Consider the following 18,793-nt stretch of genomic DNA (forward strand, 5'->3'; position numbering starts at 1 on the left):
TTAAGTTTTTCCAGAGCTATTTCGTTTTTCTGCGATGTGGGAGAAGAATTTCCGTCTACCCACACCGGCAATCTCACAAACTTCAGCAGCGGTTTTGCCTGAATTTTCGTATAAGATTCTGGCATTCTCCAATTTTTCTGGGTCAGTTTTAGGTCTTCCACCCGTTTTGCCCCGCGCTTTAGCGGATGAACGTCCTGCTGCCGCCCGCTCAGAGCGTAGCTCCCTCTCCATTTGGTGAATAGCGCCCATCATCGACAAGAAACAACGACCAGTCGCCGTGGTGGTATCGATATTTTCGCGCAATGATACTAAATTAATTTGCCGCTGTTCCAGCACCTTTGCCGTTGTCAGTAAGTCCATCAAAGAGCGCGTCATGCGGCTTAATTCGCTGACAACCAAGGTATCGCCAGGGCGAGCATATTCTAAAAGCTGATCCCAGCCAGGCCGATCCATGTGCGAGCCGGTCATCTTGTCGGAAAATATTTTGCCGCACCCGGCTTTTTGCAACGCATCAATCTGAGAATCCAGATTTTGGCCGGTACTGCTGACTCGGGCATAACCGATTCGATGAAATGGCGTAGTCGTATTGGTTTGCATGGTGCAAAAAGCTAACACATAGTAGGGTTAAATGCATTATGATTTTGGCAAAGGTTTTTGCACTCAAAATTGAAGGAATTGAAATTGAAAAGGATCGGTGAACGTAGAGTGCAAAAAGTGTACTTTCTGCACTCGCCGAAAAGCGGCGCCGAATGAATGTCAATTCGCGCCGCCTGTCTATCCTGACGAAAAGTGAAATCGATGATCTATACGGGTTACCTCGTTTCAGCGATGACGACCGCAGTGTCTTCTTCGATTTAAGCGCGGTTGAACAGAAAGCCGTCGACGCCGTTTATGCCCGCTCATCGGCAGTCCATTTAATCCTTCAAATCGGGTATTTCAAGGCCAAGCAACAGTTTTTTGTTTACGTGCGGGAGGCCGTGCTCGACGACCTACACTATATTCTCCAGCGGTATTTCCCCGACCAGGCATTAGATAAGATCAAAACCCTTTCCAAGCCGACCCGGCTCGAACAGCAACAAATCATCCTCCAGTTATTCGACTATCGCCTATGCGACGGCGAGGCCAAGGCGGCACTGGAACTGAAAGCGCAGCGGGTCGCCATGCTGTCGACACAGCCGATTTACATCCTACGCGAAACCTTACAATACCTTACTAACCAACGCCTAATTGCTCCTGGCTACACTTATCTACAGGACATGGTGAGCCGAGTAGTGACTGGCGAACGTCGGCGAATTACGGACTTACTGAAAAAAGCCGTGACGCCGGATGTCGACAAGCAGCTCGAAGCCTTGCTTGAGTCCGAGGAAGGCATGTATCGCATCAGCCTACTCAAACACGAGCCTAAGGATTTCAGTTACCGCGAGTTACGCCAGGAGGTTGACCGCCGCAAATTTTTTCAGCCGCTGTATGAATTCGGGCAAAGCTTTCTGGGTACTGCCGGCCTGTCCAATGAGAGTATAAAATACTATGCATCATTGGTTCCGTTCTACTCCGTCTACAAGCTGCGGCGCATGGCGGAACCCACAACACGCCTGTATTTGCTGTGTTTCGCCTTTCATCGCTTTCGGCAAATCAACGATAATTTGATCGAAGCCCTGATTTGTCTCATTGGCCAATACGAGAAACAAGCCAAACTTGCCGCCGACGAGGCCATGCAGCAAGCCATCAACGAGGCCGGCGCGAATCTACAGGCGGCAGGCCAAGTTCTGGAACTGTTCATCGACAATTCAATCCCTGACGAAACACCGTTTGCGGCCATCAAGGAAAAGGCTTTCGAGCTACTCAACATCGAGAGCTTTCCTGTCGTATCCGGTTTTATGCGTAACATCGAATTCGATAAAACCGCTTTTGAATGGTCGTATTACGGCACGCTACGGCACAAATTCAAGCTCAATTTACGGCATTTGTTCTGTAACCTCGATTTCGTCTGCCTAGTGTCGGATGAACCACTGTTGGAAGCCATTTTGTTTCTACAGGAGCTGCTACGCCAAGGCAAGACACCACGACAAATGAACCCGTCCAACTTCCCGACCGGAATCATCGCAAAGAATTTGCAGCGGTATTTATATACCAAGGCGGAAGAACAAAAAAAGAAAACCCTAGAGGTTGATCGCTATGAGTTCCTGGTATACCGCGAGCTACGGAAGGCGCTTGAAGCCTGTGACGTATTTGTTCGGGATAGTAACGAATTTCGCAGCTTTGATGACGACCTGATCAACGCCGAGCGCTGGAATAAGGATAAAGACGCAATATTGCAAGAAATCGGCGCCCCGATTCTGTTGACACCAATCCAGGATACGTTAGACGCGCTCAAGCGGGAACTGGAAGCCAAGTACAAATCAGTGAACCAGCGCATTGAAAGCGGCGACAATAAACATATCAAAATCACCGGTAGCGGGGACAAACTTCGCTGGACGTTGGTTTATCCTTCCGAGGAAGAGCCAACCAACAGTCCGTTCTATGGTCAATTGCCAAGTATCGGCGTGGCCGACCTGCTTTGGTTTGTCGCTGAAAGAACAGGATTCTTGAAATCATTTGCCCACGTTTTGGAACGCTACGTTAAACAAGATGCCGATCCGAAACTGATCCTGGCCTGTATCGTTGCCATGGGTACCAATATGGGTTTAAGGAAAATGGCGGAAGTCTCAGGGCTTAGTCATTCTGCGTTGCTGACGACGGCGCGCAATTTCCTGCGGGCGGAAACGCTGCATGCAGCGAATGACGTCATTTCCAACGCTACGGCTGCGTTACCCGTTTTCCAAGCGTACGACATCCACCACCAGAAGCATTCTAGCAGTGACGGCCAGCATATAGTCACGCAGATCGACACGATCAATGCCCGACACTCCAGCAAGTTTTTCGCGCTAAAGAAAGGCGTAAACTCCATTACCTTGGCCATAAATCATGTCCCGATTAATGCCAAGATTATCGGTGCGCACGAACATGAATCACATTTCGTGTTCGACATCCTGTACAACAATACAACGGAGATCAAGCCGGAAAGGCATTCGACGGACACGCATGGCACCAATCAAGTGAATTTCTTTATCTTGCGCGTCTTCGGCTACCAATTTTCGCCACGTTATCGTGACCTGCATAAAAAGATCGATAGCCTAGTTGGGTTCCAGCACCCAAGCCGTTATGGCGATGCCTTGTTTAAGCCATCGCGTAAGGCCTTTGATACCTTAATATGCAAGGAGTGGCCGAATATCCAGCGCATTCTGGCTTCGCTTGCACAAAAAGATGTGACCCAAGCAACCATAGTGCGTAAGCTCGCCAGTTATAAGCGGCAGAACCAGACCAAGAAGGCACTATGGGAATTGGACAATATTTATCGGTCACTTCATATCCTTGATTTCATCGATGACCCGATACTCAGGCAGCGCATCCAAAAGGCGCTTAATCGCGGCGAGGCGTATCATCGCATGCGACGAGCCATTTCCTATGTCAATGGCGGCAAATTCCGGGTAAAAACCGAAGCGGAGCAGCAAATCTGGAACGAGTGTTCCCGGCTCGTTGCCAACGCCATCATCCACTACAACACGCTGATCTTGTCGCGGGTGTATGAGCAAAAACTAGCAGCCGGCGACCAGGATGCTATCGAGATCATTAAGGGGACTTCGCCAGTCGCCTGGCAAAATGTGAATCTGATCGGTAAGTTTGAGTTTACGGAAGAAAACACCAAGGTTGACATTGATGCGTTGGTTGCACGATATAACGATCCTGATTTCTGGCGTAAATCGGTTGAGGGAGATGGAGTTCCTTAGTGAAAAAACCATCTTTTTCGACACATACTCAGCTATATTCGATTGCTTGCTTGTTATGCTCATCTCCTCTATTGCCTCTCGCAGAGGGTAATCTCCACGTACTGATAGAAAAGGGAGTAGCAGGAAATCACTTTTCTACGAAACGGCTACTTTTAAAAGCTTATTGTCGCAATTTTGCTCTGTTTCGAGCCGAGAACTTGTAATTCCAATGCCTTGGCTCAACCACATATCGTTTGCCATATTGCCCTTGCCAGCATAGAATCACGCCTTAGCTTTAAGGTTCCCGCGCTACGCGGGTGAAACTGGAAGTCGGTTAAATGCCGACGCTGCCCCCGCAACGGTAGGTGATTCGTCACGAGCCCGGAGACAGGCCTAAAGCTGTAGTCAACAGCATTGCGGAGGGCGATCTGTCAAATCGGTTTTTTTGGTTTGTCATCCCGTGCTGTTATTCCGTTTATCAGATCCGGGAACGTTAACCATGAAAACACTCGCTGCATCCACCGCTATATCAACTTCAAAATTCCTGCCCGGCTTCAGTGCCATCGTATTGGGTCTAACCGTCGTTTTAGGTTTGGGCTTTTTGCAGGATGCCAACAATTACCTACATAATGCCGCCCACGACGGACGCCACAGCGCTGCCTTTCCTTGCCATTAACATGGCTGATTTTCGTAAGCTGGTCGCCGTCTCGCTACTGGCGGGATTATTGGGCGGCTTGTTACTCAGCCTGCTGCAACACTATCAAACCCTGCCGTTGATTTTGGCCGCCGAACAGTTCGAAACGCCATCGACTGAAGAACATGTGCATGACTGGCTGCCAATGGATGGCTGGCAACGTAATGGTTTTACCCTGATATTCAATGGCCTGACCGGTTTTGGTTTTGCCTTGTTAATCAGTGCTTCGATGTACTGGCGGGATCAACGCGGTTATCTGTATGGACTGGGCTGGGGTTTAGCCGGTTATTGGGTGTTTTTTGTCGCGCCATCGTTGGGTTTGCCGCCGGAATTGCCCGGTACCGACAGCGCCGAATTGCATAGTCGCCAAGCGTGGTGGCTATTTGCAGCAACGGCCACGGCCATGGGTTTGTTTGGCCTGTTTTTGACCAAACAACGTTGGCTGCAAGTCGGCGGCGCCGGCTTATTGGCTTTGCCGCATCTGATCGGCGCGCCACATCCGGAAGTTGCCCACGCCTTGGCGCCCGAAGCATTACAACAGCATTTTGTAGTATGGACCTCTATTAATAACGCCATTTTCTGGCTAGCCTTGGGCGCGATATCCGGCTGGTTGCTGCGTAAACTGGCATTTTAATGATGATTACCGGCTCGTTGCAGGCTTCTTATTTGCACCTTTATTTCCCATTCAACCCGCAAGTCGCGGCTGGATTTTTTTTATGAGCGAACTCGCGAAAGTCTGGTTTGTCGGCGCTGGGCCCGGCGACCCGGATTTAATCACCGTCAAGGGCCGCGACTTAATCGCCAAGGCTGACGCCATTTTGTTCGCGGGCTCACTGGTACAGGCCGCCGCGACACAATGGGCGCCGAGCGGCTGCGTGATCAAAGATTCCAAAGACATGACCCTGGAGCAGATTAGCGGCTGGCTGATAGCCCAAGCCGGGCCGGGAAAAGTCGTGATTCGCCTGCAAACCGGCGACCCCGGTTTGTACGGCGCCTTGATCGAAATGGTGCAGCCGCTGGATGCGGCCAGTATCGCGGTTGAAGTCGTGCCGGGCGTCTCGTCGGCTTTTGCCGCGATGGCCTGCGCGGTGGAGAGCCTGACCTTGCCGGAAGTCACGCAAACCGTGATTTTGACCCGCGTCGAAGGCCGCACGCCGATGCCGGACGGTGAATGCTTGCAGGAACTGGCCAGCCATCACAGTACCTTGTGCCTGTTTTTATCGATTACCTTGTTGCCCACGATCGAGCGTGAACTGAAAGCCGCCGGCTGGGCGGATGACGCCCCGGTATTGGTGGTTCACAAAGCCAGCTGGCCTGATGAACAACAGATTATTCGCGGCACGCTGGCCGATATTCGAGAACGCTGCCGGGCCGCCAAGATCAACAGCCAGGCCATGATCGTCATCAGCCCCACCTTGGGCTCACGCCATTGGTCGTCGTTAAAAAAATCCAAACTTTACGATGCCGGGTTTACCCATCGTTTTCGCCGTGCCGAACGGCCTCAGTCTAAGGAATAAGCATGACAACCACCGTTCTCTTAGTCGGCCACGGTTCACGTAATCAGGCCGGTAACGATGAAATTCGTCAATTTCAGCAGCAATGGCAAGCCCAACACCCCGATTGGCGCATCGAGTTGTGCTATATCGAATTGGCTGACGTACTGTTGCCCGAGGGTCTTCAGCGCGCCGCGCAAGGTTCTGACCGTGTGATTGTGGTACCGCTGATAATCAGTGCCGCCGGGCATGTGAAGATGGAGATTCCCGAGCATATCGAAGAAGCCCGCGAAAAATTTCCAACGGTCGAATTCATCTACGCGCCGCATCTGGGCAGCAACGAAACCATGCTGGCCATCCTGCAAAAACAACTGAAAAGCGCACTGAAAACACTGGCGATGCCGGATCCCAAAACCACCGGGGTGATCATTTTGGGACGTGGTTCATCGGACAAAGTCGCCAACGGTGAATTGGCCAAACTGGCACGCTGGCTGTTTGAAGCCACCGAGCATGAACTGATCGATATCGCCTTCACCGGCATTACCCATCCACGTCTGGAAACCGCCGTGCAACGTCAGGTGCGACTCGGCATGACGCAGATTGCGATTTTGCCTTATTACCTGTTCACCGGCTTGCTAATCGAGCGTATCGGCAAACAGGTCGAGCGCTTGCAAAGCCAATATCCGCGGATTGCGTTTGGTTCCGGTACTTATTTTGGTTTTGATCCGGCGATTTTTAAATTGCTGGATCAACGGGTGATCGAAGCCAGCGACCCGGTCGCGCCGCAAATGCTGGAATGCGACGGTTGCCAATACCGCGAGCAAGCCGAACATCACCACCATCATCACTAAGTCGCCATGAGCCAAAATAGTCAGACCGAACAACTCACCCAGGCCGGGCAACAGATCGAGCACGATTCTTTTGCCATCGTCGACCGCGAAGTCGGCAAGCACCCTTATTCCGATGACCAATGGCAAGTGGTGCGACGCATGATCCACGCCACCGCCGATTTTGAATTCAACGGCCTGACCGAGTTTTCCGAGCAGGCGGTTGAAGGCGGTATTAAAGCGATTTTAAATAGTGCGCCGATAGTCGCCGACGTGGAAATGATTTGCGTCGGCCTGTCGCAGCCGCGTCTGGCACACTTTGGCATTAGCGCCCGCCAGTTTATCGCCGATGCGGACGTCATAGCCGCGGCCAAACAAGTGAACAGCACCCGCGCGGTGCAAGCCATGCGCAAAGCGCAGCGCCTGGGTTTAATCGATGGCGGCATCGTCGCCGTCGGCAATGCACCGACCGCATTGCTGGAAGTGTTGCGCATGATCAGAGAAGAAGGCATCAAACCGGCGCTGATCGTCGGCATGCCGGTCGGTTTTGTCTCGGCTGCCGAATCCAAGGATTTACTCGCTGAATTACACGATGTGCCCTGGATCATCACCCGTGGCCGCAAAGGCGGCTCGACGCTGGTGGTGGCCGCCATACATGCCTTGCTGAGCCTGGCGGAAACCCGGCAGATGCATGGTTAGAAATATCGTAGGGTACGCGCTGCGTACCCCACAAGGCTGATCGCATGGCAATGCCTGAACGCAAACCCAAAGGCACCCGCAAGGGTTACACCACCGGCGCCTGTTCGACTGCGGCGGCGCGGGCGGCCGTATTGGGTTTGCTGAATGGTCGCGTGCCGGACACCATCGACTGCGTGCTACCCAATGGTCAAGACGTGGTGTTCAAAGTCGAAGAAAGCTTCGTACAGAACGGCAGAGCGCATGCGGTCATTGAAAAAGACGCCGGCGACGATCCAGATTGCACCAATCACGCTCGGCTGACAGCGGATGTAATCTGGATAGAACAACCGGACACTATCGTATTGCAAGGGGGCGAAGGCATAGGCCAGATCACGCGCCCCGGTTTGGGTCTTGAGGTTGGCGGCCCGGCCATCAATCCGGTTCCGCGCAAAAATATCGAACACAATATCCGTCTAATCGCCGCCGAAGCCCTAAAAACCAGAGGCTTACAGGTGACCCTCTCCGTGCCGGACGGCGAAGAGATGGCAAAAAAAACCCTGAACTATCGTTTGGGCATCATCGGCGGTATTTCGATTTTAGGTACGACCGGGATCGTGCATCCGTATTCCACGGCGGCGTTTCGGGCTAGCGTGGTGCAAGGCGTTGAGGTGGCGGCCAATCAGGGTCAGGCTAGTGTGGTCCTGACCACCGGCGGCCGCACCGAGAAATTCGTGATGCGCGAATTGCCCGAGCTGGATGAAAGCTGTTTCGTGCAAATGGGTGACTTTCTGACCCCGGCATTGGAGGCCGCCGACCGTTGCGGCATTCAAAACATCATCATCGGCGGCATGGTGGGCAAGCTGACCAAAATGGCCCAAGGCGAAACCATTACGCATGCCGGCCGCGCACCGGTTGACGTGGAACTGGTCGCCGATATTGCCCGCAGCATCGGCGCACCGGCTGAAGTGTGCGATGCCATCGCCGCGCAGGAAACCGCCCGTTACGCATCGGAATGCATGGCGGAACTGGGGCTTGAACGCGCATTTCATGTCGAACTGGCCAAGCGGGTCATTGCGACGCTGGAAAGCCGTTATCCCGGACGGTTTCACATCAGCGTTCTGGTGTGTGATTTTGACGGCAACAAACTGGCGGAAGCCGGAAGGATTTGATCATGCAAGCCATGTGCAGTTTTATCGGCGTACTCGATAACGGCGCCGCCAGCCTGAGCCAGGAGGCCTTGCAGGTATTACACGAAGCCCAACACGTCATCGCCGGTAGCCGTCTGTTGGCAACGCTGGCTAAAGACATTACCCAGGCCAGACACTACGACTTAACCGGGCAACTCAAACAAGTGCCGGATTGGATCAATGCCGCGTTGGCACAAAATGAAGCCGTAGCAGTACTGGCGACCGGCGATCCCTTGTGTCACGGTATCGCCGGTTTTTTGGCCGGCAAACTGGATCCGGATCGTGTGCGCATCTTGCCCAATCCGAGCACGATACAATTGGCCTTTGCCGAATTGAAATTGTCCTGGCAAAACGCCACCATCGTTTCAGTGCACAGTCAGGATGCCGGCGAATGGATGCGAGGCACCAAGCCCGATCACGGCTTGTACGAATTGGCCCAGCGCTGCCGTCAACACACATTATTGGCGGTTTTGACCAGCCCGGACAACACGCCGGCGCGCATTGCCCGCTTATTGCAAATCGAAGGCTTGGCCGATGCGTTCGAGATGGCGATTGCCGAAGCGCTGAAACAACCCGAACAGCTCGTCAGCGGTTGGCTGAGCATTGCTGAAGTGGCCCAAAACAGCTATCGCGATCCCAATGTAGTGATTCTGAAACGCAGATCGGCTGTGCCGGCACCGGTACTGTTTGGCGTCAGCGACGACCTGTTTCAGCAGCGCAAACCGGAAAAAGGCCTGATCACCAAACGTGAAGTGCGCGCGGTATCGCTGGCCCGCATGCAATTGACGCGTCGCAGCATTGTCTGGGACATCGGCGCCGGCTCAGGCTCGGTCGGACTGGAGGCGGCGCGGCTGTGTCCGGAGGGTCATGTATTTGCGATCGAAAAAAACGCCGATGATATTGCCAATGTCGAACAGAATCAGGCTGCCTGGGGTATCAGCAATTACAGCGTCGTGCAAGGCAAGGCGCCGCAATTTCTCGACACCTGGCCCGATCCGGATGCGGTATTCATCGGTGGTTCCGGCGGGGAATTGGCCGAACTGATCATCTTTTGTTTAGGTCGTTTGCGCCCGGCAGGTTGGCTGGTGATGAATTTTGTTACGTTGGAAAACCTGTCCACCGCCGTCGACACCCTGAAACAACTCGGCGCAGACTGGGACGTCTGTCAGATTCAAGCCTCGCGTAGTAGTCCGATTCTGGCTATGCATCGCTTACAGGGCGAAAACCCGGTGTGGATCGTGTCGGCCACCCATTCTTTACAGCCCATATCAAGCGGTCACGATGAACACTAAACTTGGCACTCTCTACGGCATCTCACTCGGCCCCGGCGACCCTGGCCTGATTACCCGCCGTGCCTGGGAATTACTCGCAGGCAATGGTCATTGGACCTATCCGGTGCGCAAAAAAAATAGCGAAAGTTATGCCTTGGACATTGCCTTGCGCGCCGGTCTTGAATGTCCACAAGCCCATACTGCGCTGCATTTTCCGATGACTCACGATGCGGATATTCTGGCTCGCTATTGGTTGGAAGCCGCAGAGACCGTGCTCGCACTATTGCAACGCGGCGACGATGTATTGTTTTTGGTGGAAGGCGACGCGTCAACTTATTCCACCTTCGGCCACTTACAACGTAGCGTTCGCGCTTTGCAAGCCGATGTCAACGTGGAGATCGTGCCCGGCGTATCGTCGTTTCATGCCGCCGCCGCGCGGGCGGGCGAAGCCTTGGCCGATGTCGACGATACTATCGCCATTGTGCCGGCCGGTTACGGCATCGCGCAGATAGAACGCATGTTGAACGACTTCGATACCTTAGTATTGCTCAAGGTCAAACCATTGTTGGATGACATTATCGATCTGTTGCGCCGCCGTGATTTACTGGCCCACGGTTGGTTCGTCGAGAAAGCCGGCGCCCCGGAAGAACGCATGGTGCATGACCTAGTCAGCCTACAAGGGCAAAAAGTGAATTACTTGTCTTTACTCATTATTAAAAACCCAGGCCGTCAACGCAGCGAAATGCAGCGCGGTTGCCGCAAGAAAAAGGACACAAGCGATGAATGAAGTGCGTGTCGCCCTGGTGGCGATTACCAAACATGGTGCCGGTATTGCCTCCCGGCTAGCACCACAACTCCCCGACGCGGAGGTGGTGGTGTCGGAGAAACAAGCCGAGCATTTGGGCGATTTTGCCAATCCGCGCCGCGTGTACCAGGGGGCATTGAGCGCGCAAATCGGCGAGCTGTTCGCGGCTTATGATCAAATTATTTTTTTGGTGTCACTGGGCGCGGTGGTACGGCTGATTGCGCCGCATCTTAAATCCAAGGATGAAGACCCTGGTGTGTTGGTGATCGACGACGCCGCCGAATTCGTGATTCCGGTGCTGTCCGGCCATGTCGGCGGCGCCAACGCCTATGCGGAAAAAGTCGCCGCGCTGCTAAATGCCACGCCAGTGCTGACCACGGCGTCGGATGTCGGCAAAACCATTCCGGTGGACATTTTGGGCCGCGAATTGGGCTGGCAAGTGGAAGCCCCTAAGATCAACATCACCCGCGTGTCGGCGGATGTGGTCAATCAACTGCCGATTGCCTTCGTGCAAGAAGCCGGTAGTTCGAATTGGTGGACGCGGCCAACGCCGTTACCGGCCAATATTCATCTGTTCCAGCGCTTCGAGGACGTCAACACCGAACAATACCGGTCGATTCTATGGGTCACACACCGCGCAATCGATCCGGCTGTTTGGCAGCAACTCGATGAGCGACTGGTGGTGTACCGGCCGCCGCTGGATCAAACCTAAACACCAACTTATGAAAGTCATGATTGGCATGGGTTGTGACCGTAATGTCAGCTTGGAGACTTTGCGGCAAGCCTTGGCTCAGGCCTTATGGCAATGTGGACTGGACGTGTCTGCGATAGCCGGTTTGGCCAGCATCGACAAAAAAAATGATGAAGCAGCCTTGTTACAACTGGCCCAAATATTCGATTGGCCGTTGTATTTTTACCCGGCTGAAGCACTGGCCAGCATCCCGGTACCGAATCCATCCGAGGTCGTCATGAAATACATGGGTACCCCGGCGGTGGCGGAAGCGGCCGCTTTGAAAGCCGCCAATGCCGAGTTGTCGGATTTACTGGTCGAGAAACATAAATATTGCGGTGCGGACGGCAAGAATGCCACCGTTTCGATAGCGAGAATCAAATGACAAAAGCAGGCAAAATTTTATTGGTCGGTATCGGCCCCGGCAATCACGAGCACATGACAGCCCGTGCCCGTCAGGCCATCGCCGAAGCCGACGTAGTGATCGGTTACAGCACCTATATCAAATTGGTGCAAGACTTGCTCGATGGCAAGGAAGTCATCAAAAAAGGCATGACAGAAGAGCTGGATCGTAGCATCGAAGCCTATGAACATGCCAAGCAAGGCAAAATCGTCGCCATGGTGTCGTCCGGCGATATCGGTGTTTACGGTATGGCAGGACCCACTTATGAACTGCTGCTGGAAAGCGGCTGGACGCCGGATGATCCAATTCAAGTGGAAGTGGTGCCCGGTAGTACCGCTTTGTCTAGTTGCGCATCCTTGGTCGGGGCGCCGTTGACGCATGATTTTTGTTCGATCTCGCTGTCCGATTTACTAACGCCTTGGCCGGTGATCGCCCGCCGCCTGGAAAGCGCGGCGCGAGGGGATTTCGTGGTGGCTTTATACAACCCGAAAAGCGGCCGTCGCACTCAGCATATCGTTGAAGCACAAAATATATTGCTGCGCCATCGTAGTCCGGACACGCCGGTTGCCATCGTCAAATCCGGTTATCGAGCTCGTCAACAGATTCAGATCGTGCGTTTGGCGGAGATGGCTGATTGCGACATCGGCATGCTGACCACGGTCTTGGTCGGTAACAGCAGCACCTTCGTTCGCGCTGGGTTGATGGTGACACCGCGCGGTTACGCCAACAAATACGATGCGATGACGGGTGAAGCTCGGGAAGGTGAACAGGCGGGTCGTTCGCTGAGCATGGGTTTGGAGGGTTGGAAAGCTTGTGTGCGGCAATATTTGCGCGATACGCCTAAAGTGACGTTACAACAGGCGGCGGAATATTTTGCGCAACCCTTGGCGGAAATTCTCGATGCTGTCAGACTAGCCACGCCTGACGATCATGCCGGCATTTTCTGCGCGCAACGTGCAGCTCCGGACAGTCATGAACGTTTACTGGCCACATTCCAGAGTTGGGGCAAATTACGTGCCGTGGTACGCAGCGAAGGCGGCGCGGTGGCGGAGTTATTGATCAACGGCACTGATTTGCAGGAAAAAAACGGCTGGTTGAGCATCGTCAACGACGCCTTTCATTTACACATCGACTGGCGCAAAGCGCGGCAAATCTGGTTTGTCGGCCGAGATGAGCAAGCGCATGGCATTCAAGTGCTCGATCAGCAAGGTGACGCCTTATTCAACTTATGGTTGGTTGCTGACGAAACAGGCTTCGACAGCGCAGCCATACAGCATTACCGCGAAGACCAAACGCAATTTAGCGCCCCAACCGCTCTGGAACCTATTCACCATGACCGATAACAACACTCCCATGCCTGAAAAACCCAAAATGGGCGACTACAAACGCCACTTGCTGGTGTGTACCGGCCCACGCTGCACCGAAAATGGCGAAGCACAAGCCTTGTTCGAAACCTTGGGCGAGAAGTTCAAAGCGGCCGGTATCGATAAAGGCGAACTTCGGGTTAAGCGCACCCGCACCCACTGTTTTGCCACCTGTAAATCCGGCCCCATCCTATGCGTGCAACCCGATGGTATCTGGTATTACAACGTCAATGAAACCAATTTACAACGCATCATCGACGAGCATTTGGTGGGTGGTCGACCTGTCGAAGAGCTGATTTATCATCAAAGTGCTTGCTCGGCTCCCTAGCAGTAAAACAAAACCGTTATGGAATATTTTCCCCTTTTCTTAAAAGTTAAAGACCAAACGTGCTTGGTGGTAGGCGCTGGTGAAATCGCGGCGCGAAAAATTGAATTATTGATCCGGGCTGGAGCCAACATTGTCGTCGTTGCTACAGAAATTGGTAACGCAGTATCCGCGTTGCAACGTTCGAATTCAATCGTTATCCGCCAAAAAGCATTTACGGATGAGGATATCGACGGTATGGGACTCGTGGTTTCCGCTACCAATTGCCGCGTCACTAATATCGAGGTCTCCAAGTTGGCGAATCAGCGGAAAATCCCCGTTAACGTGGTTGATGATCCGGTGTTATGTTCCTTTATATTCCCGGCCATTATTGACCGTTCGCCCCTACTTATCGCTATATCCTCAAGTGGTGTATCTCCCGTATTAACGCGACTTTTACGCGCTAGGGTAGAAAGTGCAATTCCGGCATCGTTTGGCCTGTTGGTGAAGCTTGCTGAGAAATTCAAATTATTGGTCAAACAACGCATTCCACAACCGACTCAACGCAGGGTTTTCTGGGAAAAGATTTTACAAGGCCCTGTGGCTGAATTAGTTTTTGTAGGTAAGCAGAGCGAAGCGGAAGAACTGTTTCAGTCGCAACTGCGGCAGGTTGACCCTACAGCAAATCAGGGTGAAGTGTATTTAATAGGCGCCGGTCCTGGCGACCCGGATTTATTAACGTTTAAAGCCTTGCGTTTGCTGCAACAGGCCGATGTTATTGTTTATGACCGGCTGGTTTCCATAGACGTTCTCGACATGGCTCGACGAGACGCCGAGAAAATCTATGTTGGTAAACAGAGAGATAACCATAGTCTGCCGCAGGAGTCGATCAATCAACTGTTGATCGATCTTGCCTTGGCCGGTAAACGGGTAGCCCGATTAAAGGGAGGAGATCCTTTTATCTTTGGTCGTGGGGGTGAAGAAATTGAGTCTTTTATACAACTTGGGATCAGCTTTCAGGTGGTGCCCGGCATTACGGCAGCGGCAGGCTGTGCCAGTTATGCGGGCATTCCGCTGACCCATCGAGACCATGCTCAATCCTGTACATTTGTCACCGGCCACTTAAAAGACGGCAGCATCAATCTCGACTGGCAGCAATTATCTAGTCCCAATCAAACCGTTGTGATTTATATGGGGCTGGCCGGATTGGCAACCATCTGCCGATCGCTGATGGCACACGGTTGTCCGGCCGATCATCCCATTGCCGTCATTCAACAAGGTACGACTCGAAACCAGCGGGTTTTAACCGGAACGCTAGTGGATATGCCAAAGCGTGTGGAACAGGCCGAAATGGAGCCGCCGACACTGATTATTGTCGGTTCGGTAGTTACACTCCATCAACAATTGGATTGGTTTCAGAGGATTTTATAAAAGTGAAATCATTGCATTGGGCATATTTGGGAGACTGAATATTTGAATATGAAACCGGGAATAGAAGGGCTCAATCCATTAGATATTACTAATTTTTACCTTTTCGAGGGGATGGGCAGAAATAGCCTAGTAAGTAATGTGATCAATCGTAATACCGTCCCGTTGTAAAGAGCGGCGCACTACTGGCAGGAAGTCGATCAGGAAGGTGCGTGGGTCACGTGGTATTGGTATCGTTTTGTTGGCGGCAATAAGCGACTGGAGACCTTGCTGGTAGCGATGCAAGGGAATATCGTCATCCATACCTTCGTGCGGCCGCAGGTGGTAATACTTGGTAATCGTGACGGCAAACCAGCGTTCAAGTTCCTCAAGTGTTAGACAGGCCGTCTTGTCACTATCATAGCCACCGCGTTGGGTTGGATTTGAAAAGGTTGTACCGGGCAAAGCATGAACTAGCTGCATCAACGTGCCAATAACGCGCTCGACGACTCCGCCGTAATGAGGCAGGCCAGGTGGTCGCCATTCGATGGCAATGCCATGCTGAGCACAGCCCCGTTCAAATGCTAGCGAATGAAATTCTGAGGCGTTATCGACGCCGATACGACGCGGCTTACCGTTGACGGGCCAGCTTGCTTCAATGTCCCGCTGTTGTAACCACGGCGCCTTATCACTGGCTACCAGGGCCAGACAAAGGCCAACACTGGTGGCCGAGGGCGCCTCAAGCGATAGATGGAACCCGGCAATGCAGCGACTAAAAACGTCAATGGCCACCGTTAGCCATGGTCGGCCAATCGGTGAACGATCCACTGGATCGACGATAATCAGATCGACTGGCGTATGGTCTATTTGTAGCCAGTCAAGAGGAATATCAGAGGTTGGCGTGATGCCGTAAATCGGCTTGATTTCAGGATGGGGCTCGCCGCGTTGACAGTGTTCAGCCGGAGATAAGGTTTTCAAGCGGCGGCGGATAGTACTCTCAGAAGGCGGCGCTAATCCAGCTTTTAAGCATTGATTCCGGATTGCAAACACGAGTTCGGCTGCTGACCGTTTTTGCCGCGTAAGAAAAATTTCGGCTATCAGGCCACGGAGCAAATTTTCGCGAGGTGCGGCAAGTCGCTGTTTACCTCGCCCACCATTGGAGCCACCCGGCAATAGCGCAGTGAGTTCGCCGCCGGACTCGCGTAACCGTTGAATTAGCCGGTACACCTGCCTTTCGGATAACCCCAATTCAACGGCGGCTTCATGCGCTTTCTCGCGAGAACAATACTGGATTTCAAACAACGGACGCAAGACGACAGCACGGCGATACGCTTCATTCCATTCGCATTCTGCAATCTGAGAAAGGTCAGTCATAGTGCCCCCTTTGCGACGTGCTGACGTCGACTTTAACAATTTGCAGCTTACTGACATCGGGTTAGATGGCTGCTGTCATCGACTATGACATTTTAGTTTGTGGATAGCAAGGTAATACGCGAGCTTTGCTAATGACTGCTGACAACGGCTTCGGAAAGTCACAAAAGTGGTCAAAACGACTTTCGTACATGTGTTATAATTCGTACATCCCTTTCGGACGGAATTAGCGCATGTCACGCGTCTTTGCTTACTGTCGAGTGTCGACCACGGACCAGACCACCCAAAATCAAAGCTTGGAAATTCAATCTGCCGGTTTCGCCATTCAGTCACATCGTTTGATTGAAGAAAGCATCAGCGGTTCAGTCGCGGCTAAAGAACGTCCCGGTTTTAATAAACTGATCGAGCGACTGGAAGCGGGCGATGTGTTGGTGGTGACCAAACTGGATCGGCTTGGTCGCAACGCCATGGATGTCAGAGCCACGGTCGAGCATCTTTCTGATTCCGGAGTGCGGGTCCATTGTCTGGCGTTAGGTGGCGTTGATCTAACCAGTTCTGCCGGCAAGATGACCATGCAGGTCATTGCAGCGGTCGCTGAATTTGAGCGTGACCTGTTAATTGAGCGAACCCAAGCAGGCCTTAGTCGCGCGAAGGCCGCAGGTAAGCAGTTTGGCCGACCGCCGGCGCTTAATGCGGAAGCTCGTGCAGAAGTTGTCAAGCGCTTGGCCGCAGGCGCCAACGTTTCGGAGTTGGCTCGGGAATTCAAAACCACCCGGCAAACCATTATGCGGATTCGGGAAGCGGCATTGAAATCACCGCAAACTGACAATACGGTCCAGTCTTCTGGGGAGTAACTGATGAATCATCTATATCTTGAAAGACACGATACCGAAAACAACATGCATCGTTTTTACCAGATGTTTGTCACGCCAGGTCTATTTGACGATTGGTCATTGATTAAGGAATGGGGCAGGGTAGGGTCACCCGGTACGGTGAGGAAGGAATGGTTTACCACCGAACAAGAAGCAGAATTAGCCAGCCAAAAAATCAGCAGCAAAAAAATTAAGAAGGGTTATCGATTAAAATAACTCCATGGGGACTGTATTACGTTGCATATAATCAAAGCTTTTTTTTACCTAGTACACTTAAAAATCATGCTAGACGACATTAAAAGGACACTCTGATCCCCCGTCTAATCTCCGGTCAGTTACATCTGCCGGAAGCCAAGGCAATCGCATTGGAAAATTAAAAGGAAACATCATGTCATTATGGTTAGTTCGTGCAGGCAGTTACGGCGAGCACGAGTCAAAATTTATCGATGAAAACCGAGTCTATCTGACGTGGGGGGAACTAACGGCAAATGACATGACATCTATCCCCGACTATGAGGGGATCAAGCAACGGGTGCTTCAGACTTATCCGGGAGAGCTACCCCGTAAATTGGGCAATTGGTCGGGTCAGATCTGGGCTTTTGTCCTTGCGATGAAGGTTGGTGACTGGGTGGTGCTGCCCAATAAGAACAAACCGACAATCGCCATTGGCGAGATCAAGAGTCCATGCAAATTTGACCCTGCCGCCGCAGATGACTATCGTCACTATCGGGAAATTTCGTGGTTGAACACCGAGATCCCCCGAACTGCTTTCGATCAAGACCTCCTTTACTCGTTTGGTGCCTTCCTAACGGTTTGCGAAATCAAACGCAACAACGCTGAACAGAGAGTCCGCTCCATGGCGCTCAATCTGTGGCAGACCCCGATGCCGGCGCCGACCCAGGTGTCTGTGAATGGGAGTGCCACTGATGAGGCCCCGCAAGAGAGCTTAGTCGATCTGGAACAATTGGCCCGAGATTCTATCGCCAAGCTGATCATACAGAAATTCAAGGGGCACGGGATGGCTCGTCTGGTCGATGCGATTCTGAAGGCGCAAGGATTTACGACTTATCTCAGCCCAGAAGGGCCTGATAAAGGGGTTGATATTTTGGCCGCCGGCGGCCCTTTCGGCTTCGACTCGCCTAGGCTATGTGTTCAGGTGAAGTCTGGCGATACGCCGGCAGATCGTCCAGAATTCACTCAGTTGATCGGGGCCATGCAAAGTGTGAACGCTGATCAGGGGTTGTTCGTGTCTTGGTCGGATTTCAAACAGACCGTGTACAAAGAAGTACCTGTTCAGTTCTTCAAGGTGCGACTCTGGAACCAAAACGACTTGATTGAGCAATTACTCGACAACTACGACAAACTTGATCAGGACGTTCGTGCCGAACTGCCCTTAAAGAGAATCTGGACAATTGCTATTCCCGATCGGTAATAGTAGTCGTCATGAGCTATGCTCGGATCGGCACGAAAGGTCGATACAAAACAGGGGTGTTCCCTCAATATTTTTATTTCGAATAATGGGACTTCGGTCTTTTTAAGTATTCAAGTCTTACAATAAGGGATGATATGCAGAAAGGAAAA

General features: G+C 52.5%; 19 protein-coding genes and 1 riboswitch. Of the genes, 17 read left to right on the top strand and 2 right to left on the bottom strand.

Annotated elements, in window-relative coordinates; all coding sequences use genetic code 11:
* Window positions 1-597, bottom strand: coding sequence for a recombinase family protein (locus IVG45_RS00320; protein ID WP_196433847.1), 597 nt, complete (start codon window positions 595-597; stop codon window positions 1-3).
* A 152-nt stretch (window positions 598-749) separates the two neighbouring features.
* On the opposite strand from IVG45_RS00320, the gene IVG45_RS00325 reads away from it, so the two are divergent.
* From IVG45_RS00325 to cysG, 14 genes are all read left to right on the top strand, one after another.
* Window positions 750-3,827, top strand: coding sequence for a Tn3 family transposase (locus IVG45_RS00325; RefSeq protein ID WP_196433848.1), 3,078 nt, complete (start codon window positions 750-752; stop codon window positions 3,825-3,827).
* Between the two features lie 260 nt (window positions 3,828-4,087).
* Window positions 4,088-4,217, top strand: a riboswitch (cobalamin riboswitch).
* Between the two features lie 88 nt (window positions 4,218-4,305).
* On the top strand, window positions 4,306-4,482 hold the full coding sequence (locus IVG45_RS00330) for a CbtB domain-containing protein (protein ID WP_196433849.1): 177 nt from the start codon (window positions 4,306-4,308) through the stop codon (window positions 4,480-4,482).
* Window position 4,483: 1 nt separating this feature from the next.
* Window positions 4,484-5,134 (top strand): CbtA family protein, encoded by a 651-nt coding sequence (locus IVG45_RS00335; protein ID WP_196433850.1) that lies wholly within the window; start codon window positions 4,484-4,486, stop codon window positions 5,132-5,134.
* An 82-nt stretch (window positions 5,135-5,216) separates the two neighbouring features.
* Window positions 5,217-6,017: a precorrin-4 C(11)-methyltransferase gene (cobM, locus tag IVG45_RS00340; RefSeq protein WP_196433851.1), complete on the top strand. Its 801-nt coding sequence runs from the start codon at window positions 5,217-5,219 to the stop codon at window positions 6,015-6,017.
* 2 nt (window positions 6,018-6,019) lie between these two features.
* Window positions 6,020-6,844 (top strand): sirohydrochlorin chelatase, encoded by an 825-nt coding sequence (locus IVG45_RS00345; protein ID WP_196433852.1) that lies wholly within the window; start codon window positions 6,020-6,022, stop codon window positions 6,842-6,844.
* Window positions 6,845-6,850: 6 nt separating this feature from the next.
* Window positions 6,851-7,519 (top strand): precorrin-8X methylmutase, encoded by a 669-nt coding sequence (locus IVG45_RS00350; protein WP_196433853.1) that lies wholly within the window; start codon window positions 6,851-6,853, stop codon window positions 7,517-7,519.
* A 50-nt stretch (window positions 7,520-7,569) separates the two neighbouring features.
* Window positions 7,570-8,667, top strand: a complete 1,098-nt coding sequence (locus IVG45_RS00355; RefSeq protein WP_196433926.1) for a cobalt-precorrin-5B (C(1))-methyltransferase — start codon at window positions 7,570-7,572, stop codon at window positions 8,665-8,667.
* A gap of 2 nt (window positions 8,668-8,669) precedes the next feature.
* Window positions 8,670-9,977: a precorrin-6y C5,15-methyltransferase (decarboxylating) subunit CbiE gene (cbiE, locus tag IVG45_RS00360; RefSeq protein WP_196433854.1), complete on the top strand. Its 1,308-nt coding sequence runs from the start codon at window positions 8,670-8,672 to the stop codon at window positions 9,975-9,977.
* Window positions 9,967-10,743, top strand: a complete 777-nt coding sequence (gene cobI, locus IVG45_RS00365; RefSeq protein ID WP_196433855.1) for a precorrin-2 C(20)-methyltransferase — start codon at window positions 9,967-9,969, stop codon at window positions 10,741-10,743. The genes cbiE and cobI overlap by 11 nt, the downstream gene beginning before the upstream one ends.
* Window positions 10,736-11,473: a cobalamin biosynthesis central domain-containing protein gene (locus IVG45_RS00370; RefSeq protein WP_196433856.1), complete on the top strand. Its 738-nt coding sequence runs from the start codon at window positions 10,736-10,738 to the stop codon at window positions 11,471-11,473. Before cobI ends, IVG45_RS00370 begins: the two co-directional genes overlap by 8 nt.
* A 10-nt stretch (window positions 11,474-11,483) precedes the next feature.
* A complete protein-coding gene (locus IVG45_RS00375; RefSeq protein ID WP_196433857.1) occupies window positions 11,484-11,876 on the top strand; it encodes a cobalamin biosynthesis protein in 393 nt (130 codons plus the stop codon).
* On the top strand, window positions 11,873-13,237 hold the full coding sequence (gene cobJ, locus IVG45_RS00380) for a precorrin-3B C(17)-methyltransferase (RefSeq protein WP_196433858.1): 1,365 nt from the start codon (window positions 11,873-11,875) through the stop codon (window positions 13,235-13,237). The genes IVG45_RS00375 and cobJ overlap by 4 nt, the downstream gene beginning before the upstream one ends.
* Window positions 13,227-13,586, top strand: coding sequence for a (2Fe-2S) ferredoxin domain-containing protein (locus IVG45_RS00385; RefSeq protein ID WP_196433859.1), 360 nt, complete (start codon window positions 13,227-13,229; stop codon window positions 13,584-13,586). Before cobJ ends, IVG45_RS00385 begins: the two co-directional genes overlap by 11 nt.
* 18 nt (window positions 13,587-13,604) lie before the next feature.
* Window positions 13,605-14,993: a siroheme synthase CysG gene (gene cysG / locus IVG45_RS00390; protein ID WP_196433860.1), complete on the top strand. Its 1,389-nt coding sequence runs from the start codon at window positions 13,605-13,607 to the stop codon at window positions 14,991-14,993.
* Window positions 14,994-15,119: 126 nt separating this feature from the next.
* On the opposite strand, the gene IVG45_RS00395 is transcribed toward cysG, so the two are convergent.
* The gene (locus tag IVG45_RS00395; RefSeq protein WP_230874542.1) at window positions 15,120-16,343 is read right to left on the bottom strand and encodes a DDE-type integrase/transposase/recombinase; all 1,224 of its coding nucleotides are present in this window, start codon (window positions 16,341-16,343) and stop codon (window positions 15,120-15,122) included.
* A 230-nt stretch (window positions 16,344-16,573) separates the two neighbouring features.
* Here IVG45_RS00395 and IVG45_RS00400 point away from each other — a divergent pair, with 230 nt between their 5' ends.
* The 3 genes from IVG45_RS00400 to IVG45_RS00410 all read left to right on the top strand — a co-directional run bounded on the left by IVG45_RS00400 (window position 16,574) and on the right by IVG45_RS00410 (window position 18,644).
* Window positions 16,574-17,194 carry a recombinase family protein gene (locus IVG45_RS00400; protein WP_196433861.1) on the top strand — a complete coding sequence of 207 codons (621 nt, stop codon included), beginning with the start codon at window positions 16,574-16,576 and terminating at the stop codon, window positions 17,192-17,194.
* A 3-nt stretch (window positions 17,195-17,197) separates the two neighbouring features.
* Window positions 17,198-17,428 carry a WGR domain-containing protein gene (locus IVG45_RS00405; RefSeq protein WP_196433862.1) on the top strand — a complete coding sequence of 77 codons (231 nt, stop codon included), beginning with the start codon at window positions 17,198-17,200 and terminating at the stop codon, window positions 17,426-17,428.
* 172 nt (window positions 17,429-17,600) lie between these two features.
* Window positions 17,601-18,644: a restriction endonuclease gene (locus IVG45_RS00410; protein WP_196433863.1), complete on the top strand. Its 1,044-nt coding sequence runs from the start codon at window positions 17,601-17,603 to the stop codon at window positions 18,642-18,644.
* Window positions 18,645-18,793 lie beyond the last annotated feature (149 nt).

The sequence above is a fragment of the Methylomonas sp. LL1 genome (genome assembly GCF_015711015.1).
GTDB lineage: Bacteria > Pseudomonadota > Gammaproteobacteria > Methylococcales > Methylomonadaceae > Methylomonas.